This window comes from Priestia sp. 53B2, assembly GCF_056099005.1.
In genome coordinates this window covers 528,331-553,899 of sequence record NZ_JBLZXA010000008.1, presented here as the reverse complement: position 1 = coordinate 553,899, position 25,569 = coordinate 528,331, and the positions used below count along the sequence as shown (strand labels likewise).

Sequence of the window (25,569 nt, the reverse complement as noted above, 5' to 3'; positions counted from 1 at the left end):
ACGTTGAAGGTAAAAGAACAATTACTAACTTTATCTCCATATAAACCAGGTAAGCCAATTGAAGAAGTAAAGCGTGAATTTAATTTAGATCGCGTTGTAAAATTAGCGTCTAATGAAAATCCTTACGGCAGTTCTGCTTTAGTAAAAGAAGCCATTGCTGCGGAAATTGAAAATATGGCACTTTATCCAGACGGCTATGCAGCTGAACTGCGTGCAGCAGTAGCAAAACATGTAGGTGTAGAGCAAGATCAGCTGATTTTTGGAAATGGATCTGATGAAGTCATTCAAATTATTTGCCGAGCTTTGCTATCAGCTGATACAAATACTGTGATGCCGACGCCATCATTTCCTCAATATAAGCATAATGCCGTAATTGAAGGTGCAGAAATTCGTGAAGTACCGCTGCGCGGCGGAGACCATGATTTAGACGCTATGCTTCGTGCAATTGATGAAAATACGACCATTGTATGGGTATGCAGTCCTAATAATCCAACGGGAACGTATGTGAAGGGCGATGAGTTAATTTCCTTTATGAAACAAGTTCCTAAGCATACGTTAATCGTGATGGATGAAGCGTATTTTGAGTATGCAGCAGATCAAGCGGACTACCCGAATACGGTAGAGTTTTTGAATGAATATGAAAACTTAATTGTACTTCGCACATTTTCAAAAGCATACGGCTTAGCTTCTTTGCGTATTGGTTACGGCATTGCAAACGAATCATTGCTGCAAAAAATTGAGCCGGCTCGTGAACCTTTTAATACAAGCCGCATGGCTCAAAAAGCAGCAATCGTTGCTCTTGAAGACCAAGCGTTCATTGAAGAGTGTAAAAAGAAAAATGAAGAAGGCTTGCAGCAATATTATGCTTTCTGCGACAAGAACGGCTTAAACTATTATCCTTCTTTCACTAACTTTGTTCTAATTGATTTTGGCCGTCAAGGCGATGAAGTGTTTCAATTTTTATTGCAGCGCGGATTTATCGTTCGTTCAGGCAATGCATTAGGCTTCCCAACTTCCGTTCGTATTACGGTGGGAACAAAAGAACAAAATGAACAAATCATTGAATTGCTTCAGCAGTTTGTTAACCAAGAAACGGCGAAAGCTTAATACCCAATATAGTAAAAGATGAGAGTGTGATTTCACACTCTCATCTTCATATGTACAATGAGGTGAAGGAAAGTGAAAGAAAATGTTTTTGTTATAGGCCTGGGGTTAATTGGAGGATCGCTGGCACTTAATATAAAAAAGACACATCATCATCTTGATTTAGTAGGTTTTGACATTAATCAAGAGCAACTGGAGCTTGCTAAAACTCTTGGTGTAATTGACCAAGCGGCTTCTTCTTTGCAACAAGGCGCTGAGCAAGCAGATTATATTGTTATTGCCATTCCGGTCACCCAAGCAGCGGAAGTGCTAAAACAGCTAGAACATTTTACGCTCAAACAGTCTGTCATCGTCACAGACGTAGGAAGCACAAAAGAAGAAGTAGTGAAGACAGCGGAGACTCTTCTTGCTAAAGGCATTGAGTTTATCGGAGGTCACCCGATGGCTGGGTCTCATAAAAGCGGAGTAGCTGCTTCTAAAGCTCATTTGTTTGAAAATGCAATGTATGTATTAACACCTTCATCTTCTACTTCTTCGGAGGCTTTAGAAAGCTTAAAGGAATTGCTAAGTGGTACAAAAGCTAAAATTATTGTGATGTCACCAAAAGAACATGATAAATTAGCAGGTGTCATCAGCCATTTTCCTCATATTATTGCTGCAAGCCTTGTTCATCAAGCAGAATATTACCAACAAGACAATCAGCTAGTTTCGCAGCTTGCAGCTGGAGGGTTCCGTGATATTACACGTATTGCTTCAAGCAGTCCAGCGATGTGGAGAGATATTTTGCTTCATAACCAGGATGCGCTTCTTTCAATGTTTGACCACTGGCTTGAAGAAATGAACGACGTGCGAAATATGATCGAACGAAAAGATGCGAACGATATCTATACATATTTTTCACAAGCAAAACAATTTAGAGATCAGCTTCCTGTACGAAGCAAAGGAGCGATTCCCTCCTTTTATGATCTCTATGTGGATGTTCCTGACTATCCGGGGATTATTTCAGAAGTAACGGGTTATTTAGCAGAAGATGAAATCAGTATTACAAACATTCGAATTTTAGAAACACGAGAAGACATATACGGAGTATTACGTTTGAGCTTTCAAACAGAGGAAGATAGAAAGCGGGCAAGAGCGTGTCTCCATCACCATCAATATCAGACGTTTATTTCTTAATGTACGAAAGGTGTGAATGGAATGAGTGGAAAACAATTAAAAACTAATCTTTTATCTCTCCAAGGAGAAATTTCTATTCCTGGAGATAAATCGATTTCTCACAGAGCTGTGATGTTCGGAGCGATGGCAGAAGGGAAAACAACGATTAATCATTTTTTAGCAGGGGAAGATTGCTTAAGTACGATTTCGTGTTTTGAAAAGATGGGCATATCGATTAAAAGAGAAGGCGAGTATGTCGAAGTGGAAGGTAAAGGTATCGAAGGGTTAAGTGAACCTACTTCCATCCTGGATGTAGGAAATTCAGGAACGACTACTCGTTTAATGCTTGGGATTCTTGCAGGTGTGCCATTTCACACGTCTCTAATTGGAGATGAGTCGATTGCCAAGCGTCCTATGAGCCGCGTTACGGTGCCCCTGCGCTCTATGGGTGCAAAGATTGATGGGCGTGAGCACGGCCAATATACGCCTTTATCGACTCGAGGAGGAGCTTTAAAAGCAATTCATTACCATTCTCCTGTAGCAAGTGCACAAGTAAAATCAGCGATTTTACTAGCGGGACTTCATGCGGAAGGCACAACAAAAGTAACCGAGCCTTTTACATCACGTGACCATACAGAGCGTATGCTTCGCGCCTTTGGAGTAGACGTAGAGGTAGATGGAACGACTGTAAGCATTGAAGGAGGACAATCTCTGCGCGGAACGGATGTATACGTACCTGGTGACATTTCTTCAGCCGCGTTCTTTCTGGTTGCAGGAGCCATTGTTCCAAACAGCCGAATCGTTTTGAAAAACGTCGGACTCAATCCTACAAGAACAGGTATTATTGATGTGCTTCAGCAAATGGGTGCACGCCTTACAATTTCCAATGAACGTATTCAAAATGGAGAGCCTATTGGCGATTTGACGATTGAAACGTCTCAGTTGAAGGGGATTGAAATTGGGGGGGATTTAATTCCTCGTTTAATTGATGAAATTCCAGTGATCGCTCTTTTGGCGACTCAGGCGAATGGGAAAACGGTTATTAAAGATGCCGAAGAATTAAAAGTAAAAGAAACGAACCGTATCGATACGGTTGCAACGGAGCTAAGCAAGCTCGGTGCTTCTGTTACTCCAACAGCTGATGGCCTCATCATTGAAGGCAAGACGGCTCTACAAAGCGGTGAAATAGACAGCTATGGAGATCATCGAATTGGAATGATGCTTGCGGTTGCAGCAGCCATTGCAACGGGAGAGGTAACACTAATGAGAAGTGAAGCTATTCACGTCTCCTATCCTACTTTCTTTGAAGATCTTGATAAACTAAGCGAATAAGAAAGAGGCTGGAACAAACGCATTTTGGTTGAAGGGAAATCCGAACGATGAATTGATATTCTTGATAGAGAATCAAACTCGTTCGGATTTTTATTGTTAGGGTAAACGTAGGTCTCATGTATGTAGGTGCTTCTAGCTGTTGATTAAAGAGCAAGGCGAAGACTCCTGCGGAAAAAGCGGAGCCTTGCACGGAAATAAACAGCGGTGTCACAAGCGATCTATACTGGATTATTTATCCCGTTTGTTCGCCTTTAGATTCGATTTTTGATTAATGTAGTCATGTCTCAATCTCGTTTTTATTCAAAAAAATGTAAGCGTATTCAAATTGATTTGTTGAACAAACGCTCAAACTATTTTATCATGGTGTATAGAAGCATGTGTTCTTGCTTTGGTTTGGAAAAATAGAAAATTAATTCGTTTTATTTGTATATAAAAAGTGAATGTAATAATAAAGGAGAATTGTGTGTGAAAGAACTAGACCGCGCGATAGGTTACGTAGAATCCAATGAAGTTGAAAAAGGTCTTGCCCTTATTCATGAATTGAAAGATAAAGCTACAGACGAAGAAAAATTTTTAATGGCTGAACAGCTTCAGGAGTGGGGACTAGTAAATGATGCGCTGCCTTTAATAGACGAGCTCATCGCTAAATACCCAGAAGAAGGCGAGCTGTATTTATTAAAAGCTGAAATGCTTATTGATTTAGAAGAAGAAGAAGAAGCAATTCATATTTTAAATCAAATTAGTAGCGAAGATGATAACTACGTGCCAGCTCTGCTTCTTGTAGCTGACTTATATCAAATGCAAGGCCTTAGTGAAGTAAGTGAGCAAAAGTTAATGGAAGCGAAAAAAATGCTTCCAAATGAGCCGGTTATAGATTTTGGGCTCGGTGAATTTTACAGCAGTCAAGGAATTTATCAAAAGGCGATTCCTTTTTATCAAACGCTGCTAAAAACAGAAAAAGAATTTAACGGCACGGATCTTCGTCAGCGATTAGCTGAAAGTTTAGCAGGTATCGGCCAGTTCGAAGAAGCGCTTCCTTACTTTGATCAAGCGCTAAAAGATAAGCTTGAGATTAACACACTATTTGAATATGCGATTTCAGCGTATCAAGCAGGTCATTATCAGACCGCTATTGAAAAGTTCACAGAACTAAAAGAGCTAGACCGTGAGTACCATTCTCTTTATTTATATTTAGCAAAATCATATGAACATAAAGAGATGCTAGAAGAGGCTGCAGTGGCTGTCAACGAAGGTATTGCGCAAGATGAATTTCAAAAAGAACTTTACTTTTTTAAAGGGAAGATAGCATTAAAGCGCGGTCTAGAAGAAGAGGCTGAATCGGCATTTCAACAAGCGATTGCACTAGATCCAGGGTATATTGAAGCCATTTTAACTCTCTCTAAACTTTATATGAGTCAAGAGAGATATGAAGATGTAGTAGAGAATATCGAGCACGCCAAAGAATATAATGAGCATGACCCTCATTTTGAATGGGATTTAGCAAAAGCTCACCAGGAATTAGAAAATTATGAAGAAGCGCTAAAATACTACGAATCTGCATACACTGTTTTTAAAGAAGAGTATGCGTTTTTAGAAGAGTATGGCTACTTCTTATTAGAAGAAGGACAGCGCTCGAAAGCGAAGGGGATTTTCCAAGCCTTATTAGCAATGGATCCAACAGTAGATGAAATTCAAGACATATTATTTCAATTAGAAGAATAAATAATAGTTCAGAGGATTTTATTGCTGCCGTGTGGAATAAATAACTGTAAAAGGTGTTTTAACTGAGAGTTTAAACACAGAGGAGGGAAGTGAGAATATGACGACCCCTGTTACTGTCAACGAGAAAAAAGAATTTGTTCGCTGGTTTTTAACGAATTATCAGCTGAAGCGCAGAGAATGTGTATGGATTTTAAATTATTTGATGAGCCATGATCAATTGATGAAACGAGTTCACTTCGTTGAGCAAGCACAGTTTTGTCCTCGCGGGATGGTGATGTCTACGCACTGTGTGGAAGACCCTCCATTTCGTTTTTATAAAGAAAATATCATGACAACCGATGCAGAAAAATCATTTCATGATATTCGTTTGAATCGAGAAGAAGACATTTATATTCAATTAAACTTCCGATCGTTGTATTCATCGCCTCAATATGTGGCCGTACTGGAAGACAATCCGTATATGCCAAAAGCTAATCAAACAAATGAAAAAGACAGAGTATTAGCTGAGCAAATATTGGAAGAATCTATTCAGAAGTTTCAACGATCAAAAATCATGGAACTAATTGATAAAGCATTAGATGAAAACGATAAAGAGGAATTTCAGCGCTTAAGCGAATATTTAAATAACCATTATGTACAGTAGATAAACGAGGGATTGGCTAGCTTCTTAGAAAAAGGTCAATCTCTTTTTTTATCTCCTTATTCATTTTGGAAAATAAATAAGACAAGCTTTAGCAGGCTTGCTGAGAGGAGAAGGAAGTTGAAGCTTCAGGCCAAGGAAATGGATGTGTACCTACAATCCAAAAGTTATGTTGATACCGTATTGGTTCCACTCATTCCGATTGATTTCGGAGAAGATTTAAAGCTTACTGCATCTATGAGTGAATATACGACTGCTCTTACTGAAGAGTTAGAGAGGCAATTTAAAGGAAGAGTGATTTTAACACCTAGTTTTACATACTTAAAAAAAGATGGAGTAGCTGCTGTTTATGAAACATTACTTCGTTGGAATGAGCATATAAATGACAATGAAGTCAAACATCTTTTTGTGCTTACTAGCGACCGAGACTGGCTGCAGTTTGAAAAAGAAATAGGGGCGTACTGCATTTGGATACCTGCTTTACCGCTTGAGCATATAGATGAGTCGCATAAGTATACGCTCATACATGAACAAGTTCAACAGCTCTTACCGATTTTTGTAGAGAAATGGAGTGTTTAAAAAGACTGTAGAATAAGTAATGGAAGCGCAAACAAAATAATGACAAAAAATTTAGAAAAATAAAGATTATTTCCATGTTTTAGGTTTTTATTGTATTGACCTTCCAGAAATATTAATATATCATGATTATGTCCTAGTTTAATAGAATGGTCCATCATGTGTCCAAAATTCTCTGGACTGAACTTTTTTAAAGGGGGGAAAAGCATGGGTGATCGGGTATCAAGACGACAGTTTTTAAACTATACGCTCACTGGTGTAGGGGGATTCATGGCTGCTGGAATGTTAATGCCAATGGTGCGCTTTGCAGTAGACCCAATTTTGGAAAAAGAAGCGGGTCAGGATTTAGTAGCTGTAGCGCAGGTTAAAGACATTACAAAAGAGCCGAAACGTGTCGATTTTAAAATCAAGCAAGTGGATGCGTGGCATAAATCAGAAGAGCCAAGATCGGCTTGGGTGTACAAAACTGATAAAGGTGAAATCGTCGCGCTGTCACCAATTTGTAAGCATTTAGGCTGTACGGTTAACTGGGCTGGTGACAAAAACTATCCACACCGTTTCTACTGCCCTTGTCATGGGGGAATGTATGAAAAAAGCGGTAAAAATGTACCGGGGACACCACCGATGGGACCGTTAGATGTATACGTTCAAAAAGTAAAAGGCGGTACGTTATATCTAGGAAAAGCCAAACCACAAGGAGGGGCATAGAAAATGTTGAATAAAATCTATGACTGGGTGGATGAACGGCTAGATATTACTCCTTTATGGCGAGATGTGGCCGATCATGAAGTGCCAGAGCACGTAAATCCTGCACATCACTTTTCAGCATTTGTGTATTGTTTTGGTGGATTAACGTTTTTTGTTACCGTTATTCAAATTTTATCAGGCATGTTTTTAACCATGTATTATGTACCAGATATAAAAAATGCATGGGAATCCGTTTATTATCTGCAAAATGAAGTCGCTTTCGGACAAATTGTTCGAGGTATGCATCACTGGGGAGCAAGTTTGGTTATCGTCATGATGTTTTTACATACACTTCGTGTTTTCTTCCAAGGAGCATACAAAAAACCCCGCGAGTTAAACTGGATTGTGGGCGTGTTAATTTTCTTTGTTATGTTAGGTTTAGGTTTTACAGGTTATTTGTTGCCGTGGGATATGAAAGCCCTATTTGCAACGAAAGTAGGTTTGCAAATTGCTGAATCCACACCAATTATAGGCCAGCAAGTGAAGACATTACTCTCAGGACATCCAGACATCGTTGGTGCTCAAACACTAACTCGCTTTTTCGCCATTCACGTATTCTTTTTACCCGGAGCCCTACTTGGCTTAATGGGTGCCCACTTCTTAATGATTCGTAAACAAGGAATTTCAGGACCACTATAAAATTTTATACGCTTTATTCAAGTATTCAATCACACTAGTCATCATATGCATCAAGCACATACTCCGTTGTTAGTACTTTCACTAGAACAGTGAGAAAAAGGAGGGAGAACATGCATCGTGGTAAAGGGATGAAGTTTGTTGGAGATTCACGTGTTCCTGCAGAACGAAAACCCAATATTCCAAAAGATTACTCTGAATTTCCAGGGAAAACAGAAGCATTCTGGCCAAACTTTTTACTAAAAGAATGGATGGTAGGGGCAGTTTTTTTAATCGGTTATCTATGTTTAACCATCGCTCATCCATCTCCTCTTGAACGTATTGCCGATCCGACTGATACGGGGTACTTGCCTCTTCCTGACTGGTATTTTTTGTTCCTATATCAATTGCTTAAATATTCATTTGCTTCTGGTCCATATAATATTATAGGTGCATTTATTATTCCAGGGATTGCATTTGGCGCATTAATGCTTGCTCCGTTCATTGATCGAGGACCCGAAAGAAGACCAGCTAAGAGGCCGTTTGCAACAGGATTCATGCTTTTGGCTATAGCAGCAGTCTTTTTCCTAACGTGGCAGTCAGCGACACAGGTGGATTGGAAAGCGCGTGAAGAGCAAGGGAAAATTAGAGAAGAAGTAGCGATTGACAAAAATTCAGAAGGTTACAAAATCATGCAAGAGCAAACGTGCTTGACCTGTCACGGTGATAATTTACAAGGAGGCCCTGCGGCTCCGGCTTTAACAGGAATTGATTTATCTCCTGAAGAAATCGCCAATATCGCAAAAAATGGTAAAGGCAATATGCCAAAAGGTGTTTTCAAAGGTTCAGATAAAGAATTGAAAACGCTCTCGGAATTTGTCGGCAACTTAGGGAAAGAATAGTGAAAATCAGCCAATGGGCTGGTTTTTTTTTTTGAATTTATTTAATGCTGTGTTTTACATCAATGAGATAGGTGCTTGCTATTGTTCAAAAACTGTACATAATAAAGAAGAGATTAAATGTAAAGGAGACTTTCTAAATGGCTTGGTTATGGTATACCTTAAAAGATAAGCGTTTTTTAACGCTTTTGTTGATTGTGAATATACTAGGAACAATCTACGGATATATTTGGTATGGAAGTCAATTAGCGGAAACACCTAAGAGGTTTTTATTATTTGTGCCTGATAGTCCAACGGCAAGCTTGTTTTTTGTTATTGTACTTATCGGTCTTTTACTTGGAAAGCATTTTTCACTGTTTGAAGCTTTAGCAATGATCACGCTGTTTAAATACGGGATTTGGGCCGTCGTAATGAATGTATTGGTCTATGTGTTAACAGGATACATTGATTGGATGATGCTTATGTTAATGGCTTCTCATGCAGCAATGGCTTTTCAAGGGCTTTTGTACGTACCGTTTTACCGGATTAAATTATGGCATGTAGCTGTTGCCGCTGTATGGGCTGTACATAATGATATCATTGATTACGTTTTTTCTATGATGCCAAGATACAGCATGCTCAATGCGTACATGTCTGAAATTGGTTATTTTACATTTTGGCTAAGTATTTTATCTATTTTCATTACATACTGGTTCACAGTTCGTGCTTCTTCAAAAAAACAGCTATAAAAAATTTTTGAAATAGGCGCACGAAACGAGCTCTCTTTTTCTAAGATATAGTAGGCTATATTTAAGTATGAGGTGAGTGACTGTGAAGGAAACCAAACGAGAGCTTCATCCGTCCGTTGTGGAATTTAAACAATTTGTAAAATCACATCCCAAATTAGTAGAACAGGTTCGAAAGCAGCAAAAAACGTGGAAAGAGCTTTATGAAGATTGGTATTTATTCGGTGCAGAAGATCCAATGTGGGAGGCATATCGTTCAGAAGAAAGTGCAAAGGCTGAACCAGCTGCTGCAACAGAGGAGAAAAAAGATATTATGGGTACAATTGTATCCTCGCTGAAAAATATGGACTTGAATCAAATGCAAAATCATATCACAAATGTAAATTCAGCTATTTCCAATATTCAACAAGTACTGCAGCAATTTCAGCCATCTAAGCCATCCGGTGGAGGAGCAGCTTCCGGGCCAGGGAATCCATTTGGCTTTAGGAAAGATTAAACGCAATGAGAAAAGATATATACGAGTATATGCAGTCTCGTCCTAAACTCAACGACTTCGTTCGTGAACAGCCAATGTGGTACCGGCGTTTATCTAGAAACCCTGAAGAACTGGAGAAATTTGAATTAGAATCCAAGCACTACTACAAACAAACGATTCCTCATAAAGTCGAAAAGTTTTCGAATTCGATTCAAATGGCAAACATGATGTTTCATATGTTTCAGTCCATGAAAAATCAATGATCTCTGCATACATAGCGATGCAGAGATTTTTGCACGTCATGAGTAAAAACAAAGAGTTTGTAAACACTATGGAGAAACGAATGATAAAGGAATGGTATTATGCGCTTACTATTAACGACGGCCTTATGTGTAGTTTCTCTGCTAGGATGCAACCATGATAAACCAAAACCTGAAACTAAAATTTCCTCTCAACCGCGGGCAGCTGAAACGTTTGGTGCAATGAATACAAAACCTTCACTGATGGTACACCAGCATGTGAAAGGACAAAACGTATACGTCGAATGTATTCTAAGCGGGTTTTCATTTTCAACAGAGAGTGGATTCCTTCAAATCAAAGTAGATGGAAAACCATTTAAAGAAATGAAGCAAGCAGCCTTTGTTTTAAGTGATCTTCCAAAAGGATCTCATACTGTTACGATTGAACTGATGAAATCTAAAGAAGAAAGTTATCAAGTGAGGAATACCTTTACGGTTGAAATTATATAGTTAAAAAGTAGAACTTGTAGTAAATCAGTGTAAGCTGTTTTAGCAAGTTCTTTTTCTTTAGATCCAAAACGTGATAAGATAAAAACGGAGGTGCACAGCCATGCTGACAACAATGAGAACTGTTGAATTACTCGATGAGTCTGATCACGTAGCGAACATGGTGTTACAATCAGATGTAGCCGAGAACTATCGTCAATGTTTATATAGATTAAATAAAGATTCCCAGGCACAGGCATTAATTGCTGAATTTGTGAAAATAAAGGAACAGTATGAGGATGTTCAGCGATTTGGAAAATATCATCCTGATTATAAAGCCATTACGAGACAAGTACGTGATGTAAAGCGTCAAGTTGATTTACACGCGACAATCGCTGCGTTCAAAAAAGCAGAAAATGAATTACAAAAGCTGCTTGATGAAATTAGCGTTATTCTTGGTCAAGCTGTTTCAGAGCACGTGAAAGTCCCGACGGGAAATCCGTTTTTTGATACGGGAAGCAGCTGCGGCGGTGGCTGCGGATCTGGTGGAAGCTGTGGGTGCAGCGCATAAGCCGTTCACTGTATAAATCGAACGCAATCAGCACAGGAATTTCCGCAGCAGGCCATTTTACGCTGTGGAACGTAAAACCTGTGCTGATAGACATAAGTAAGATGCTGACTTCTGACAAAAGTCGAGCGCCACGTAGCATTTGTATTGGATGTAGCAAAAATAGATGAAGCTTCTAGAAGCTCATCTATTTTTCTACGCTTAATTGATGTGTTTATATATAAAAAGGGTATATTTGTGATTTTTTTGAAAATGACTTGTTCAATAGCTCTGTGCTCGTTAAAATGAGTAAGAAAGAGCATCCAGATATCATCTAAATTCATACATAAAGCACCTACTTCATATAAAAGAATTTATGATAAAGAAAACCAATATAACGTATGCAAAAGGGGAACTAAATATGTTTGTTGAACGTCAAGGAATTGTGGCGTATGTGCATTCTGTTAAGCAAGCAAAAGCATTGCGAAAGTACGGAAATGTACATTACGTATCTAAAGAATTAAAGTATGTTGTCTTATATTGCAACCAAGATGGCATTGAAAAAACAATCCATAAACTTCAGTCTCTACCTTTTGTGAAGAAAGTAGATCCTTCTTATCGGCCGTTTTTAAAAACAGAATTCGAAAATTCAAAGCCGGATAAGGCGAAGGAATATGACTATAAGATAGGAATTTAAACAAAAAAGGAATGTTATTTACATTCCTTTTTTTATTTTACTTGCCCTTAGTAAACGAATAGGCAGGGATGAGATGAGATTATTGCATTGGCGGAATAAAGCGGTTCATTCGCAAAATGCCAATAAGGTGCTGATAGTATAGTGCTGTTTCTGGAAATGTAGTAGATGGTTTGACATCGAGTACCACAATTTCTTTTCCCGCTTCCTCAGCAGCTTGTTTAAATAACTCAACGCGCTTGCTGTCGTTTTGTTTTAAAACAATTCCTTCTCGGCAAACGTAAAGCGGTTGGAAATTCCCTTCAGCTGTTGGATGCAAGACAGCGACAAAAGAAGCTACTTGTCGATCTTCTTTTACTGTTCGCAGCATAATAAGATGAGCAAGACGGTGTTTGTTGCTTTTGACAATCTCTAACAGCTCATAAATATCTGAATACCCTTCTCCGAGCTCAATAAAACGCTGAATCATATGTATTTCCCCCTTTATGTATTAAAAAAGCAAACTCACGTAGTTTAATGTATCACTGAATATTTTAAGAGTAAATAAAAAAATCCCTACAATTACTCATTGTAGGGCCCTTCAATAAAGGGGTGTAATCACCTCTGCGATTACAAGCACCTTGATGAAGGCAAAGGGAGAGGAGAAACCGGAGGAAGAACTTATGGGGAAACGTAAGTCTTCTCCGCGGTTGGCAACAACATCGGTTAGATGATGTTGTTACTAGTAAGTATGTCCGTTTTAAACGTTCATATACCTGTCTTGTGAAATTCACTTTTTAATACATAAAAGACTGATAACATGACAGAGAAAAAGGGTAAATTTACGTTTATTATGACATATTAAAGTAAAGGAATTCTTCTATGAACGAAATGCCGAATGATCTTCATAGGTGTATCTTTTAGAAAAGAATCAGTGCATCTAAGGACACGGTCGTAAAAGTCCAGCATAAAAGCAAGCTGCTGGGTTATTGCACAGAATGTATACAGCATTGAATAAATTGAGGATTTTTGCTAGTCTTTGTAATTCAAAATATGTTAGGATAATGAAGAATAAGGAAGTAAAAGTAAGGTAGTGATAAGGATGAGAGTAGTAGCAGGTTTATATAAAGGCCATGCGTTAAAGGCGGTTCCAGGATACTCAACCCGCCCTACAACAGATAAGGTGAAAGAGGCTATTTTTAATATGATTGGACCGTTTTTTGAAGGTGGAACAGCTCTTGATTTGTTCGGTGGAAGCGGTGGCTTGGGAATTGAAGCTCTAAGCCGAGGAATAGATAAAGTCATTTTTGTGGATCGGGATGGCAAAGCGATTCAGACGATTAAAGCAAACTTAGCATCTTGCCGGTTAGAAGACCGCGCTGAAGTGTATCGAAATGATGCAGAACGTGCACTGAAAGCGATAAAGAAAAGGGAGCTGACTGTCGATTTACTTTTGCTTGATCCACCGTATAAAGCACAAAAGTTGAAAGCGCTTATCGAAACGGTAAGTGAAGAAAACCTTCTAGCAAAAACAGGAATTATTGTAGCGGAGCATTCTCATGATGTACAGTTAGATAATGAGATTGGTTTATTTGAAAAAATAAAAAGCGAAACGTACGGTATCATTGGTGTTTCTATTTATACATACAAAAAAGAAGAATCAGTTGACTAAATCAATGAGCTGTTAGATGTAGAAAGGGGATACGTATGGGCAGTATAGCTGTTTGTCCAGGAAGCTTTGATCCGGTTACAAATGGGCATTTTGATATTATTAAACGAGGCGCAAATGTATTTGATACGATTTATGTAGTTGTTTTAAATAACTCTTCAAAAAGTCCTCTATTTACAGGGGAAGAGCGAGTAGCTTTGCTGAAAGAAGTAACAAAATCACTTCCTAATGTGGTAGTAGAGTCGTACAGCGGATTATTAATGGAATATGCAAAAGAAAAGCAGGCAAAAACCATTTTAAGAGGTTTGCGTGCAGTATCGGATTTTGAGTACGAAATGCAAATCACATCTGTAAATCGCGTATTAGATAAAGAAATCGAAACGTTATTTATGATGACAAATAATCAATACTCGTTTTTAAGTTCTAGTATTGTAAAAGAAGTAGCTAAATATGGCGGGAATATTTCTGAATTAGTTCCTCCCCCTGTTAGAGAAGCGCTTGCGGAAAAATTTGAACAGCTTTCTCAAAAATAAGATAAAAAAGAACGTGACGTTTTCTTTGCCGATAAGAAAACATCACGTTCTTTTTTTACTAGGAACGATGAAGAAACGTTCGTTTTGAATATATATAAATATAGCAGCACAGCGTAAAAATCGTTAAGAGCGGACCGTACACGTTTAGCCACTGCGATAGAGTCGTAACGGACTCCAAGTGAGAAAAAACCGGCAGTGCTCCTTCAGATGCTTGAAAAGTAGTAATGGATTCTCGAAGAGGGCCCCATAGAAAGATAGTGAATACTACCGCAAAACAGCCGTGAAAAATGCGTGCAATAAAAAACGGGAAAAATCGAATATCTGTTTCGGCGAGTATGCTAGCCACTTGTGCTTGAACGGAGAAACCGCTGAAGCCTAATACAAAGCTAACGATGATAATTTGATGAAACAGCAGCGTGTCTGGCGCTTCACTTGCTAGACGGCTTCCTAGCGTGATTTCAAAAAGCCCTGAAATAAAGGGAAGGCTCAGTTCAGTCCCTATATGACAAAGGGAAAATAAATAAGCTAGACCGCTGCTTAAAACGGCCGTGATATGAGTAACATACAAAAGTTTGTTTAATACAGAAAATAAAATGATAAAACCGCCAATCATTAAGAGAGATTGAACAGCAGAAGTAACTGCATCTCCTAGAAGCTTCCCGATAGGACGCTTATCTTTTAAACGCGTTTTATGCATTTCATGAAAAGCTAACGATAAAGAAGGTTTTTGAGTTACTTGTCCTTTCGGTTTTGCTGATCCATAAAAACGCATCACCAGTCCTACACAAATATTCCCTATGTAATGAGAGAGAGCTAATATGATACCGACAGCTGGATTGTGAAAAAAGCCAACTGCCACAGCCCCAAAAATAAAAATAGGGTTAGATGAGTTAGTAAATGATACGAGTCTTTCAGCTTCGATAGCTGTTAGCTGTTTTTCTTGACGCAGCCGGGAAGTGATTTTTGCACCTGAAGGAAACCCAGAAGCCATGCCCATTGCTAAAGCAAACCCCCCTACTCCAGGTACTCGGAATAAAGGCCTCATAAACGGCTCTAATAAGATCCCAATGAACTTCACTACGCCAAACCCAATAAGCATTTCTGAAACAATAAAAAAGGGCAGCAGAGAAGGAAAGACGACCTTCCACCATGTGTTGAGACCTCTTACTGAACCTTCTAGCGCTTCTTTTGGATATACAATAAGCGCGATAGCGAGAAGCGTTACGCTCGACCCGAGCAGAAGTGTTTTCACCATCGATTTATTCAACGAACGATTCATCTCCTTTTCTATTCTCACGTCATCTTGATATGAATGAAATGAGGAGTTTTAGGCAAATGTACAAGTTCTTCTATATATCAATATACGAAGCTATGCATCGACTTTATGCCTATGAGTAAGGAGAAAATAAATTCATACTGAATAAAAAGGCGTCTTGTCACATTTGGAAATACAATTCATATACATAAATCAATGCACTTCTATGATAGTCAAGGAGTAAAAAAACGTAGACGCAGCAAGTGAAGATTAAGAATTTCTTAAAACAACCTTCAGTATAGTATAATGCTTAATAACCACCGTGTATTGAGCAAAACATATCTTTAGCTTCATACTAAATGAACAAATAGAAAATAAAGAATAGTCCTACCGAAGACAGGGCAACAATGATAGAGAAGCTCATCAAATGTTTTTACATTTTTAGAAGTCTATAAGGTAAAACGAGGGGGCAGGTAAAGTGGAAAGCCCAAAAATAGGAGTTGCATTAGGCTCAGGTGGAGCTAGAGGTTTTGCACATTTAGGAGTAATCAAAAAGCTAACAGAAAATAACATTCCTATTGATTTTTTAGCTGGCAGCAGCATGGGAGCTTTAGTTGGTGCACTATATGCGTCAGGTATTGAACTATCAACTCTTTATAAAATGGCGCTAACGTTCAAACGAAAGTACTATTTGGATTTTACCGTACCTAAAATGGGATTTATTACGGGCAACAGAGTAAAATCGTTGGTTCGCACCTTTACGCAAAATAGAACCATTGAACAGCTATCTATACCGTTTGCCATTGTAGCGACAGATTTGAAAACAGGAGAGAAAGTGGTGTTTAAAAAAGGACCTATCGCTGAAGCGGTGAGAGCAAGTATTTCAATTCCAGGAATCTTTGCTCCCGAAGTAATTGATGGACGATTGCTTGTAGACGGCGGGGTAGTGGATCGTATTCCTGTATCGGTTGTAAAAGAAATGGGATCTGATATTGTCATTGGAGTCGATGTATCAAAAGCGAAAGTGAATGCAGAAATCAGCTCCATTTTTGATGTCATTATGCAAAGTTTAGATATTTTGCAAGATGAGCTAGTAGCTCATCGGACCATTGCTTCAGACATTATGATTCGTCCTAATCTCGATACTTTTAGTTCCAGAGCGTTTACAAACATTCAAGAAATGATTTCAATTGGTGAACAAGCAGCACATGAGCAGTTGCCTTCTATCCTACAAGCAATTGATCATTGGAAGGAGAACAAAAAAAAGTGAAATCTAGAATTAGAATTTTGGTATATTTGGCTGTTATTGCAGTGGTGGCAATGCTTTGTTTTTATCCTTTGCCGTACTACATTACAAAGCCTGGAATGGCAGAAGAACTTGCGCCTATTATTAAGGTAGAAGATGGATACCATGAAAAAGGGACGTTTATGCTTACAACTGTAAGAATGGGCAGAGCAACTCCTCTTTCATATGGTCTTGCGAAAATACAGGACTTTCATGAAATTTTCCCTACAAAGCAAATTTTGCAGCAAGGTGAAAGCGATGAAGATTACTCCACAAGGCAATTACATATGATGGATACGTCAAAAAATGCCGCTATTTCAGTAGCATACGAAGCAGCTGGAAAGAGCGTTTCCTATCTCAATAAAGGCGTATATGTTACATATGTCGTGGAAAATATGCCTGCACATGGAAAACTTCATGTTGGAGATGTAGTGACGAAAGTAGACGAGAAAAAAATTCAAACTGCTGAGGACTTAATCAACTACGTATCGACTAAAAAAGCAGGAAATTCAGTATCAATTTATGTAAAAAGAGATAGCAAAGAAAGCAAATATACTCTAAAAGTTAAAGCATTTCCTGACGACCCGAAACGAGTAGGCCTAGGAATTGCCTTAGAAACGAACCAAGAACTAAAAGTTAAGCCCGATATACATATTGATACTGAAAAAATAGGAGGGCCTTCAGCGGGACTGATGTTCTCGCTTGAAATTTATAATCAGCTTGTTAAAGAGGACATGACAAAAGGCCATCGTGTTGCAGGTACAGGGACTATCAATGATAAAGGAGAGGTAGGACCAATCGGAGGTATTTCGCAAAAAATTGTAGCCGCAGATAAAGAAGGAGCAGAGATTTTCTTTGCACCAAATGAAAAAGGGGCTGCGGGCTCTAACTACCGAGAAGCAGTGAAGACAGCTAAAAAAATAAACAGTGATATGAAAATTGTACCCGTAGATTCATTTTCGGATGCCGTAACATATTTAGAAAAGCTGAAACCATAAAAAAATCGTCTCTTGCAGACGATTTTTTTATGGCCAAATGATAGGGGGCTGCGTATATTCTTGTTTCATAAACTGAGAGCGCAGAGGCTCCTGAAGCGGTATACTATAAACATGTGTCGCTTTAATATCGGTATCAATTTCTTTTAGTTTACATTGCGAGACAGTGGATACAATAGGAAGGGACAGCTTTTTCTTAATTGTTTTTAAATAGCCTTGTCCTATCTTTGACATTCCCAATAAGCGAATATAAGGATCAGCTTGTTGCATCTCACTTTTTGTTGTATTGGTTAAAAGATGCACGCACATGCGCTGTAGACGGGTTCTCGTATATCGCTTCGTTTTAACGTTTGTTAAAAAATCTTCAAATGAAGTAGATGAAGAAATATAAGATAGCAGCCGATGTTCAATACCTTCTTCTATTTCATAAATACGCTGTAAGTCATAAAGCGGAGTAGTTAATAATTTGTATTTCAAAAATGGGAAATAATGCTCCCAATGATGAAACTGTCCGTGTGCTTGCTTGTAAGCTGCTAATTCGTTTGCCGTACTAACTGGCATGTGCTTGCTCAGGTCCCCATGGCTGCTGCTGTCAAAAATAGCTTTACGTATGCTTGTAGCGCTTGAAATAAAAGAGGAAGACAGGGAATCATCGTGATAATGTGATTGAATTCGAGTGATTGTATATGGTTTAATAGATGCATGCTGTTTTTTAATGGCAGCTACATAGCTCATTCCAAGCACATTATTTGGTTGAGATAAATCAATAGGAGCCTCCGTGAAAAGCTGTAAGAAAGCATTGGAAGCTGCTTTTGGGTAACTGTTCCCTTTTTTCATCTCTTGTTGAATTAAAGCGGATAGTTCTGATTCATGAGCTTCGAGCAAATCAGCGGTGCCGGTAAATGAGTCAATATTGCCATTTTCGCTACCAAAGCATACAAAGTCAGCGCGAAGGGATTCTAAAATAGAAATAGCGCCGCTTGCGAATGTTTCAGCTTTTTGAGTAGAAAAAGCATAGGGTAATTCAACGACTAAGTCTGCACCAGCGGCTAAAGCCATTCTTGTGCGGGACCATTTCGATACAAGAGCAGGCTCTCCGCGCTGCAAAAAGTGCCCGCTCATCACAGCAATCACACAATCTGCTCCGGTTTGTTGTTTCGCTTGCTGCAAATGATAAGCGTGTCCGTTATGAAAAGGATTATATTCGACAATTATTCCAACTGCTTGCATAATGTCTCCTTTTAATTTATTATTTTTAGTCTAGCTCTTTATTTTAAAAACGTTTTTTTATGAAAGTAAGAAATTTTTACAAAAAAGCATATTTAAGTACATTATAGTGTAAAGAAAAAATATTGACAAATAATCTTGTGAAAGCTATAATAACCTTTGTTGCCTTGAGGTGATTAACAATGAAATGGACAATACATCAATTGTATCAGTTGCAAAATAAAGGTCTAACATTTGACGAAGTGATTGACGGCAAAGAGTTTATGAATGCTGATCCTCAAATTCGTAGAATGTCAGATGTAAACGTGAAAGGAAGAGCCGACATTAGCTCTTCAAAAGTAACGTTTCACCTTAAAATTTCAGGAGAAATGACGTTGCCTTGTGCTCGTACATTAGTTGACGTTCCGTATCCGTTTGAAATTAACGCAACTGAAACGTTTTTATTGAATGTGAATGCTGATTATGAAGAAGATGCTGAAGTACGCATTGTAGAGGGAGAAACGGTTGATTTACAACCTTTGATTCAAGAGTTAATTATTGTTGAAATTCCTCTGCAGGTATTTAGTGAAAATCAGCAAGCGGCAGGAGCAGCTCCACAGTCAGGAAAAGACTGGGAAGTTGTTACCGAAGAAGAACAGCAGGAAAAAGTAGATCCCCGCTTAGCCGTACTCGAAAATTTCTTTAAAGACAAAAAGAAATAAAAATGCGAAGATCCGGCTTTCGGGCCTTCATATGATTTTAAAATTCTTTTAAGGAGGTGGGAATAATGGCTGTACCTTTTAGAAGAACATCTAAAATGAAGAAAAGAACGCGTCGTACGCACTTTAAATTACAAGTTCCTGGTATGGTAGAGTGCCCAAATTGTGGTGAAATGAAACTATCACACCGCGTATGTAAAGCTTGTGGTACTTACAAAGGAAATGACGTAGTAAGCAAATAATTGCTTATTTAAATAAAAGACCCTCTTAAAGGGTCTTTTATTTTTTTGCCTTTTTTCCTTCTCTGCCCTTTGGAAGAGAAGGATTTTTCTTATAGAACAAGAACTCTTTTTAAATAAACAATTACTGTTGTAAAAGGATTCATACCTTGTCTATAAGGAGGAAAAAGCATGAAAAAAAGCGAGCTGTTTACTACAAGCCAAGGCATTGCTACGTTTGTGATTAATCGTCCTGAAAAGCGTAATGCTATTGATTATGATGTTATGAATGAACTGCAGCAAGCTGTAGATTATGTGAAACATAATCAGTTAGTAAAAGCTTTTGTAATTACAGGTGCTGGTTCAGACGCATTTTGCAGTGGAGGAGATTTAAGCGTATTTCATGAGCTAAAGACTTCGAAAGAGGCGTCTCAAATGTTAACGAAAATGGGGAAAATTCTTTATGAGATTTTAACACTCCCAAAACCAACAGTTGCCCTTTTGAATGGAACATCGGTTGGAGGAGGATGTGAGCTTGCGATTGCATGTGACTTCCGTATAAGTGCAACACATAGCGAAATGGGCTTTATTCAAGGGAATTTAGGAATTACAACAGGCTGGGGAGGAGGAACCATTCTTCTTGAAAAGCTGCGTTATCAAGAAGCGATGGAAATGATCTACAGTGCTCAGCTGTATGGAGTAGAACGAGCAAAGCAAATTGGATTTCTTTCCTATGTCACGTCGTTTAAAGAGCTAACTATGAGGTGTGAGGAGTGGTTAGCGCCTATCACTCATAAACCGACCCAGGTATTGCAAGCTTACAAAGAAATCGCTATTGAGAAATGGGAGCAAAGCCGGGTTTGGAATCGGATGGAACAAGAAATTCATCGCTGTTCGATATTGTGGGAGTCGCCTGAGCATGAAGAGGCGGTTCAAAAGGTCATCGTTAAAAAAACATAGTTATGAACTGCATTTCCATAGCAATATAGTGAATAAGCGAAAGATGAAAGAATCACGGGTTTCCCATTTTGCTTCAAAGTATATGAAAGATTTTCTTGATTGAGAAGAGGAACAATAGTCTATCTTATCTAGTAGGTGCATATTCATTTAATAAGTACGGATAAGGAGGGATAGAAAAATGACTTCTTCTCGTCAAGATGCATGGACTCATGATGAAGATTTATTACTCGCAGAAATTGTACTGCGTCATATACGTGAAGGTGGCACTCAGCTAGCTGCATTTGAAGAAGTGGGGAAGAAACTTACACGAACATCAGCAGCTTGTGGCTTCCGCTGGAATTCTTTTGTGCGCAAACAATACAAGACTGGTATTGATCTTGCGAAAAAACAGAGAAAAGAATTAAAAGCAAGAACTGTTTCAAAAGATGACGAGCAGCCTGCACGCTTATCATATATGGAAGCAGAGAAACATATTTCGCTTAATGAGGTAATTAAGTATTTAGAAAATGTAGATCAAGGGCAAAAACACTCGTCGGAGCTTCTCGAAGCTAATGAAGAACTGCAGCAAAAGATTGAACGTTTACAAGAGAAAGTAACGATTTTGGAAAAAGAAAAAAAAGCTTTGCAAAACAACTTGTTAATTGTGGAAGATGACTATAAAGCTCTTATTGAAATTATGGAGAGGGCTCGTAAAATGGTTGTATTAAAAGAGGATGAAAAAAGTAGAAAAGTGAAATTTCAAGTGGATAAAAATTTAAATTTAGAAAAAGTTCAAAAGTAAAGCGATAGTTTGAATGCTCCCTACTTCATGTTGATCATATATACCACATAGATATAAAATAAACAGCTGGAAATCAGCTGTTTATTTTTGTTCGCTTACACCGTTTGGTAGCCAAATAAGAGGGTTTTCTCCCAAATCGCGATCGATATCATACGTTACAGGTACGAACCCCATTTTTGACCAAAAATCACTCGATTTTACTCGTGGGCTTGTTTTGATAGGTAATTGAAAGGATTTGGCATATTCAACGAGCGTTTGACCTAATCCTTTGCGCTGAAAATCACTGAGCACTTCAAGTTTCCACACTTCAATATACGTTTGAGGCGGCTCGAAATATTGATCGTACTGTTTGTTTCGCTTATAGAGACTCATACGAGCTACTAAGCTATTTCCAAAATAAATGCCGTAAAACGGAGAATTTATTTCATTATCGGAAATCTTAGCATGTAATTCTTCTAGCATTGAAAGTTCTTGAATGCCATATTCTTTGAATTTCTTGAACTCTTCTAGCGTTTTAAAATTAATTTTTAAATGCTTCACTTCGTAATTCATCTCATATCCCCCTTGTTATGTCTCCTTGCTAGGCGAACGAACTGGCTTGGTTCGTTCATCTAATATTATATAACAAAAATACAAAATATTCTGTTTTCATGATTGGTGAACGAATGTTCAATGCGCATAAAGAAAAATGAATTCTTTCAGTTAAATACGAAGAATACAATACTATAAGCATCAATTTTTAGAAAGGAAGCAAAAGGAAAGGGAGATTCAAATGGAAAGCGTTTTCAAAAATTGTAGAGGAGTTTTAAAATTATTGTAGAATTATATGGGGGAAAGTAGAAATTTGAGGAAAGGGGAGAGAAAGATGAAAAAAATACTGATTGCAAATCGAGGAGAAATTGCTCTTCGTATTATTCATACATGCAAACAAATGGGCATTGAAACGGTGGCTGTCTATTCCGATGCAGATGCAGAACTTCCTTATGTTCAAGCGGCTACAAAAGCACGTCGAATTGGAGAGCCTCCTGTGCAAAAGTCATATTTGAATGTAGAAGAATTGCTGCGAATTAGTCATGAAGAAAAAGTAGATGCCATTCATCCTGGATATGGATTTTTATCGGAAAATAGTGCATTTGCTAAAAGAGCGATTGATGAAGGTTTTTGTTTTATCGGTCCTTCTCCCGAAATCATTTCGATGATGGGCGACAAAATTGCTGCTCGTGCCGCGATGAAAGAAGCGGGTGTACCTGTTGTCCCCGGCAGCGAAGGCGATGTGACGTCAGTTGAAGAGGCTTGTAAAGTAGCGAGTCTAATTGGATATCCCGTTATGTTAAAAGCAAGCGGAGGCGGCGGCGGAATTGGGATGGTGCGCTGTGATAACGAAGAAGCAGTAAAACAAGTGTATGCTTCAACAAAAGCAAGAGCAAAAGCATATTTTGGTCAAGAAGGAATGTTTATTGAAAAGCTTATCACAAACGCAAAACATATCGAAGTACAGGTGTTTGGAGATCAGCATGGTAATGTCGTTCATCTTTTTGAACGCGATTGTTCTGTACAAAGAAGAAATCAAAAAGTGATTGAAGAAGCCCCTGCGCTTTCTTTAAAAGAAAGTACGCGACAAGCCATGCAAAACCAAGCCGTTCAAGCGGCTAAAGCAATCGGATATTATAATGCAGGTACGGTGGAGTTTATCGTGGATGAAGACGAAAATTTTTATTTTCTTGAAATGAACACGCGGCTGCAAGTTGAGCATCCGATCACCGAGCAAATTGCAGGGGTCGATTTAGTTAAGTGGCAGATCTTAGCTGCGCGCGGCGAAAAGCTTCCTCGTGTGCAAGAGGAAATAGCAGCAAATAACTATGCCATTGAATTTCGAATTTATGCAGAAGATCCGTTTACTTTTTTACCGGCTCCAGGAAAAATTACGGGTTATCACTTGCCGGAGCGAACCTATGCGCGCGTAGATAGCGGCTACAGTGATATGAATGCGGTTACACCTTTTTATGATCCAATGATTGCAAAAGTTATCATTACTGGTCGTACGCGTTCAAATGCAATTGAACTAGCTAAATCATATTTTACGGAAGCTGTTGTAGAGGGAATCAAAACGAATATTCCTCTATTTAAGCAGTTGTTAAATGAAGAGTTATATGAAAAAGGCACCTATAACACATCGTTATTATCAACAGTATTAAATAAAGGAGGAGCACCACAATGAGTGAAATCAAAGCGACAATGGCAGGCATGGTATTTAATGTGTTTGTTCAGCAAGGTGCAAGTGTAGCCAAAGGAGAAGTTGTTGTTGTATTAGAATCTATGAAAATGGAAATTCCTATTGAAAGCGATCAAGCTGGTATCGCGGAGACTGTCCATATAGCCGTGGGGGATTTTGTGAACGAAGGCGACGTTTTGGTGACTATTTCATAACTCATAAAGGAGAGATATCATGATACATACAGGTGAATCTCAGAAAAAATATGATGAAAATCGTCAAAAAGTAGAGCGTGGCAACGCGGAGAAGTACAAAGAGAAACTTGCAAAACAACAGAAGCTTTTTGTAAGAGATCGTTTAGCGCTTTTATTTGATGACGGGAAATATGAAGAAGACGGCATGTTTGCAAATAATAAAGCCGAAGGGTTGCCGGCAGACGGTGTTGTAACTGCAATTGGAAAAGTAAACGGTGAAACGGTTTGTGTAATGGCTAATGACTCTACTGTAAAAGCAGGGTCTTGGGGGGCCAGAACAGTAGAGAAAATTATTCGGATTCAAGAAGTAGCAGAAAAACTGCATGTGCCTTTGCTGTACCTAGTGGATTCTGCAGGAGCACGTATTACGGATCAATTAGATATGTTTCCAAACCGCCGAGGAGCTGGACGGATCTTTCACAATCAAGTAAAACTTTCCGGCGTCATTCCTCAAATTTGTTTGCTCTTCGGTCCGTCAGCAGCTGGAGGGGCTTATATCCCTGCATTTTGTGATATTGTTGTGATGGTAGATGGAAACGCTTCTATGTACTTAGGTTCGCCGCGTATGGCCGAAGCTGTTATTGGAGAAAAGGTTACGCTAGAGGAAATGGGAGGAGCACATATGCACTGCAGCGTTAGCGGATGTGGAGATGTGTTAGCTTATTCTGAAGAAGAAGCTATTTCGTATGCCAAATCTTATTTAACCTACTTTCCACAAAACTATCAAGAGAAGCCTAAAGTACAAAAAGCTAAAGAACCTAAGCAGACAAAGGATTTAGTAGAACTAATTCCGGAGAATCAAAATGTTCCATTTGATATCTATGAAGCAATTGATACCCTTATTGACGAAGGGAGCTTCTTTGAAGTGAAAAAACTGTTTGCCGCCGAATTGGTAACAGGGCTTGCACGAATAGATGGAAAAGTAGTAGGGATTATTGCCAATCAGCCGAAGGTCAAAGGAGGAGTGCTGTTTGTAGATTCAGCAGATAAAGGCGCAAAATTTATTCAACTGTGCGATGCCTTCCATATTCCTTTGCTATTTTTAGCGGATGTACCTGGATTTATGATTGGAACCAAAGTAGAAAGAGCAGGCATCATTAGACATGGAGCAAAATTGATTGCAGCGATGAGTTCAGCTACAGTTCCTAAAATTTCCGTAGTCATGCGCAAAGCTTATGGCGCAGGGCTTTACGCTATGGCTGGTCCAGCTTTTGAACCGGATTGCTGCCTTGCATTACCTACTGCTCAAATTGCCGTAATGGGTCCTGAAGCCGCAGTAAATGCCGTCTATTCTAATAAAATTAATGAAATTGAAGATCCGAAAGAGCGGTTTATGTTTGTTAAACAGAAACAGCAGGAGTATAAAGAACACATTGATATCTATACGCTGGCTTCTGAACTTATTATTGACGACATCGTTCCTGCTAACGAACTGCGTCGAACTTTAATTGACCGCTTTCGATTATATGAAACAAAGAATGTGACCTTTAGCCGTCGTAAACATCCGGTGTATCCCGTATAATAGAAAAAAACGGGATCACTCTAAA

The 25,569-nt window shown here is 38.7% G+C and carries 32 protein-coding genes; 27 read left to right on the top strand and 5 right to left on the bottom strand.

What is annotated here, in order from left to right; genetic code table 11:
• The first annotated feature begins 3 nt into the window (after positions 1-3).
• The 15 genes from hisC (at position 4) to ACN6NE_RS06100 (ending at position 11,286) form a co-directional block, all read left to right on the top strand.
• Entirely contained in the window at positions 4-1,107 is a 1,104-nt protein-coding gene (gene hisC, locus ACN6NE_RS06170; protein WP_129704585.1) for a histidinol-phosphate transaminase, read from the top strand.
• 72 nt (positions 1,108-1,179) lie between these two features.
• Positions 1,180-2,280, top strand: a complete 1,101-nt coding sequence (locus ACN6NE_RS06165) for a prephenate dehydrogenase (protein WP_474324887.1) — start codon at positions 1,180-1,182, stop codon at positions 2,278-2,280.
• 21 nt (positions 2,281-2,301) lie between these two features.
• The gene (aroA, locus tag ACN6NE_RS06160) at positions 2,302-3,591 is read left to right on the top strand and encodes a 3-phosphoshikimate 1-carboxyvinyltransferase (RefSeq protein WP_474324885.1); all 1,290 of its coding nucleotides are present in this window, start codon (positions 2,302-2,304) and stop codon (positions 3,589-3,591) included.
• Between the two features lie 139 nt (positions 3,592-3,730).
• Entirely contained in the window at positions 3,731-3,859 is a 129-nt protein-coding gene (locus ACN6NE_RS06155) for a hypothetical protein (RefSeq protein WP_276319769.1), read from the top strand.
• Positions 3,860-4,050: 191 nt separating this feature from the next.
• On the top strand, positions 4,051-5,313 hold the full coding sequence (locus ACN6NE_RS06150) for a tetratricopeptide repeat protein (protein ID WP_474324883.1): 1,263 nt from the start codon (positions 4,051-4,053) through the stop codon (positions 5,311-5,313).
• 97 nt (positions 5,314-5,410) lie between these two features.
• The gene (locus ACN6NE_RS06145) at positions 5,411-5,956 is read left to right on the top strand and encodes a ReoY family proteolytic degradation factor (protein WP_013058996.1); all 546 of its coding nucleotides are present in this window, start codon (positions 5,411-5,413) and stop codon (positions 5,954-5,956) included.
• A gap of 117 nt (positions 5,957-6,073) precedes the next feature.
• Positions 6,074-6,532, top strand: coding sequence for a YpiF family protein (locus tag ACN6NE_RS06140; protein WP_025750392.1), 459 nt, complete (start codon positions 6,074-6,076; stop codon positions 6,530-6,532).
• A gap of 204 nt (positions 6,533-6,736) precedes the next feature.
• On the top strand, positions 6,737-7,237 hold the full coding sequence (locus ACN6NE_RS06135; protein ID WP_013058993.1) for a QcrA and Rieske domain-containing protein: 501 nt from the start codon (positions 6,737-6,739) through the stop codon (positions 7,235-7,237).
• A 3-nt stretch (positions 7,238-7,240) separates the two neighbouring features.
• Complete coding sequence (gene qcrB / locus ACN6NE_RS06130; RefSeq protein WP_013058992.1) at positions 7,241-7,915, top strand: menaquinol-cytochrome c reductase cytochrome b subunit; 675 nt, start codon at positions 7,241-7,243, stop codon at positions 7,913-7,915.
• 110 nt (positions 7,916-8,025) lie between these two features.
• On the top strand, positions 8,026-8,793 hold the full coding sequence (locus tag ACN6NE_RS06125; protein ID WP_013058991.1) for a menaquinol-cytochrome c reductase cytochrome b/c subunit: 768 nt from the start codon (positions 8,026-8,028) through the stop codon (positions 8,791-8,793).
• 137 nt (positions 8,794-8,930) lie between these two features.
• The gene (lhaT, locus tag ACN6NE_RS06120; RefSeq protein ID WP_474324880.1) at positions 8,931-9,518 is read left to right on the top strand and encodes a lipoprotein heptaprenylglyceryl N-acetyltransferase LhaT; all 588 of its coding nucleotides are present in this window, start codon (positions 8,931-8,933) and stop codon (positions 9,516-9,518) included.
• An 82-nt stretch (positions 9,519-9,600) separates the two neighbouring features.
• A complete protein-coding gene (gene ylbD, locus ACN6NE_RS06115; RefSeq protein WP_013058989.1) occupies positions 9,601-10,011 on the top strand; it encodes a YlbD family protein in 411 nt (136 codons plus the stop codon).
• Between the two features lie 5 nt (positions 10,012-10,016).
• Positions 10,017-10,253 (top strand): YlbE-like family protein, encoded by a 237-nt coding sequence (locus ACN6NE_RS06110; protein WP_013058988.1) that lies wholly within the window; start codon positions 10,017-10,019, stop codon positions 10,251-10,253.
• A gap of 99 nt (positions 10,254-10,352) precedes the next feature.
• Positions 10,353-10,739, top strand: a complete 387-nt coding sequence (locus tag ACN6NE_RS06105; protein ID WP_013058987.1) for a carbohydrate-binding protein — start codon at positions 10,353-10,355, stop codon at positions 10,737-10,739.
• 100 nt (positions 10,740-10,839) lie between these two features.
• Positions 10,840-11,286, top strand: coding sequence for a YlbF/YmcA family competence regulator (locus ACN6NE_RS06100; RefSeq protein ID WP_474324878.1), 447 nt, complete (start codon positions 10,840-10,842; stop codon positions 11,284-11,286).
• A gap of 5 nt (positions 11,287-11,291) precedes the next feature.
• Here the strand turns inward: ACN6NE_RS06100 and ACN6NE_RS06095 are convergent, their stop codons facing one another.
• The gene (locus ACN6NE_RS06095; RefSeq protein ID WP_129704574.1) at positions 11,292-11,606 is read right to left on the bottom strand and encodes a hypothetical protein; all 315 of its coding nucleotides are present in this window, start codon (positions 11,604-11,606) and stop codon (positions 11,292-11,294) included.
• A gap of 77 nt (positions 11,607-11,683) precedes the next feature.
• Between ACN6NE_RS06095 and ACN6NE_RS06090 the strand changes: the two genes are divergently transcribed.
• The gene (locus ACN6NE_RS06090) at positions 11,684-11,959 is read left to right on the top strand and encodes a YlbG family protein (protein ID WP_013058985.1); all 276 of its coding nucleotides are present in this window, start codon (positions 11,684-11,686) and stop codon (positions 11,957-11,959) included.
• 79 nt (positions 11,960-12,038) lie between these two features.
• On the opposite strand, the gene ACN6NE_RS06085 is transcribed toward ACN6NE_RS06090, so the two are convergent.
• Positions 12,039-12,425 carry a DUF7147 family protein gene (locus tag ACN6NE_RS06085; RefSeq protein ID WP_014458362.1) on the bottom strand — a complete coding sequence of 129 codons (387 nt, stop codon included), beginning with the start codon at positions 12,423-12,425 and terminating at the stop codon, positions 12,039-12,041.
• Positions 12,426-13,037: 612 nt separating this feature from the next.
• Here ACN6NE_RS06085 and rsmD point away from each other — a divergent pair.
• Both rsmD and coaD read left to right on the top strand, forming a co-directional pair.
• The gene (gene rsmD, locus ACN6NE_RS06080) at positions 13,038-13,607 is read left to right on the top strand and encodes a 16S rRNA (guanine(966)-N(2))-methyltransferase RsmD (RefSeq protein ID WP_013058983.1); all 570 of its coding nucleotides are present in this window, start codon (positions 13,038-13,040) and stop codon (positions 13,605-13,607) included.
• A 35-nt stretch (positions 13,608-13,642) separates the two neighbouring features.
• Entirely contained in the window at positions 13,643-14,137 is a 495-nt protein-coding gene (gene coaD / locus ACN6NE_RS06075) for a pantetheine-phosphate adenylyltransferase (protein ID WP_013058982.1), read from the top strand.
• Between the two features lie 58 nt (positions 14,138-14,195).
• Here coaD and ylbJ read toward each other — a convergent pair whose 3' ends face one another.
• Complete coding sequence (gene ylbJ, locus ACN6NE_RS06070) at positions 14,196-15,404, bottom strand: sporulation integral membrane protein YlbJ (RefSeq protein WP_129704572.1); 1,209 nt, start codon at positions 15,402-15,404, stop codon at positions 14,196-14,198.
• A gap of 466 nt (positions 15,405-15,870) precedes the next feature.
• Here ylbJ and ACN6NE_RS06065 point away from each other — a divergent pair, with 466 nt between their 5' ends.
• A complete protein-coding gene (locus tag ACN6NE_RS06065) occupies positions 15,871-16,662 on the top strand; it encodes a patatin-like phospholipase family protein (RefSeq protein ID WP_129704570.1) in 792 nt (263 codons plus the stop codon).
• The gene (locus ACN6NE_RS06060) at positions 16,659-17,675 is read left to right on the top strand and encodes a SepM family pheromone-processing serine protease (RefSeq protein ID WP_276319768.1); all 1,017 of its coding nucleotides are present in this window, start codon (positions 16,659-16,661) and stop codon (positions 17,673-17,675) included. The genes ACN6NE_RS06065 and ACN6NE_RS06060 overlap by 4 nt, the downstream gene beginning before the upstream one ends.
• A 27-nt stretch (positions 17,676-17,702) precedes the next feature.
• Here ACN6NE_RS06060 and ACN6NE_RS06055 read toward each other — a convergent pair whose 3' ends face one another.
• Positions 17,703-18,902 (bottom strand): nucleotidyltransferase, encoded by a 1,200-nt coding sequence (locus tag ACN6NE_RS06055; RefSeq protein ID WP_474324876.1) that lies wholly within the window; start codon positions 18,900-18,902, stop codon positions 17,703-17,705.
• Positions 18,903-19,081: 179 nt separating this feature from the next.
• Between ACN6NE_RS06055 and ACN6NE_RS06050 the strand changes: the two genes are divergently transcribed.
• The 4 genes from ACN6NE_RS06050 (at position 19,082) to ACN6NE_RS06035 (ending at position 21,556) form a co-directional block, all read left to right on the top strand.
• Positions 19,082-19,600: a YceD family protein gene (locus tag ACN6NE_RS06050; protein ID WP_014458367.1), complete on the top strand. Its 519-nt coding sequence runs from the start codon at positions 19,082-19,084 to the stop codon at positions 19,598-19,600.
• 65 nt (positions 19,601-19,665) lie between these two features.
• Positions 19,666-19,839: a 50S ribosomal protein L32 gene (gene rpmF, locus ACN6NE_RS06045; protein ID WP_013058976.1), complete on the top strand. Its 174-nt coding sequence runs from the start codon at positions 19,666-19,668 to the stop codon at positions 19,837-19,839.
• Positions 19,840-20,007: 168 nt separating this feature from the next.
• Complete coding sequence (locus tag ACN6NE_RS06040; protein WP_075419523.1) at positions 20,008-20,775, top strand: enoyl-CoA hydratase/isomerase family protein; 768 nt, start codon at positions 20,008-20,010, stop codon at positions 20,773-20,775.
• A 178-nt stretch (positions 20,776-20,953) separates the two neighbouring features.
• Positions 20,954-21,556: an RsfA family transcriptional regulator gene (locus ACN6NE_RS06035; protein ID WP_028411482.1), complete on the top strand. Its 603-nt coding sequence runs from the start codon at positions 20,954-20,956 to the stop codon at positions 21,554-21,556.
• Between the two features lie 81 nt (positions 21,557-21,637).
• Here ACN6NE_RS06035 and ACN6NE_RS06030 read toward each other — a convergent pair whose 3' ends face one another.
• Complete coding sequence (locus tag ACN6NE_RS06030; RefSeq protein WP_013058973.1) at positions 21,638-22,108, bottom strand: N-acetyltransferase; 471 nt, start codon at positions 22,106-22,108, stop codon at positions 21,638-21,640.
• 313 nt (positions 22,109-22,421) lie between these two features.
• On the opposite strand from ACN6NE_RS06030, the gene ACN6NE_RS06025 reads away from it, so the two are divergent.
• Genes ACN6NE_RS06025 through ACN6NE_RS06015 form a run of 3 tightly spaced genes read left to right on the top strand, consistent with a single transcriptional unit; the run spans position 22,422 to position 25,544 of the window.
• The gene (locus tag ACN6NE_RS06025) at positions 22,422-23,774 is read left to right on the top strand and encodes an acetyl-CoA carboxylase biotin carboxylase subunit (RefSeq protein WP_057243122.1); all 1,353 of its coding nucleotides are present in this window, start codon (positions 22,422-22,424) and stop codon (positions 23,772-23,774) included.
• Positions 23,771-23,983, top strand: a complete 213-nt coding sequence (locus ACN6NE_RS06020) for a biotin/lipoyl-containing protein (RefSeq protein WP_013058971.1) — start codon at positions 23,771-23,773, stop codon at positions 23,981-23,983. Before ACN6NE_RS06025 ends, ACN6NE_RS06020 begins: the two co-directional genes overlap by 4 nt.
• A gap of 19 nt (positions 23,984-24,002) precedes the next feature.
• On the top strand, positions 24,003-25,544 hold the full coding sequence (locus ACN6NE_RS06015) for an acyl-CoA carboxylase subunit beta (protein WP_013084862.1): 1,542 nt from the start codon (positions 24,003-24,005) through the stop codon (positions 25,542-25,544).
• Positions 25,545-25,569 lie beyond the last annotated feature (25 nt).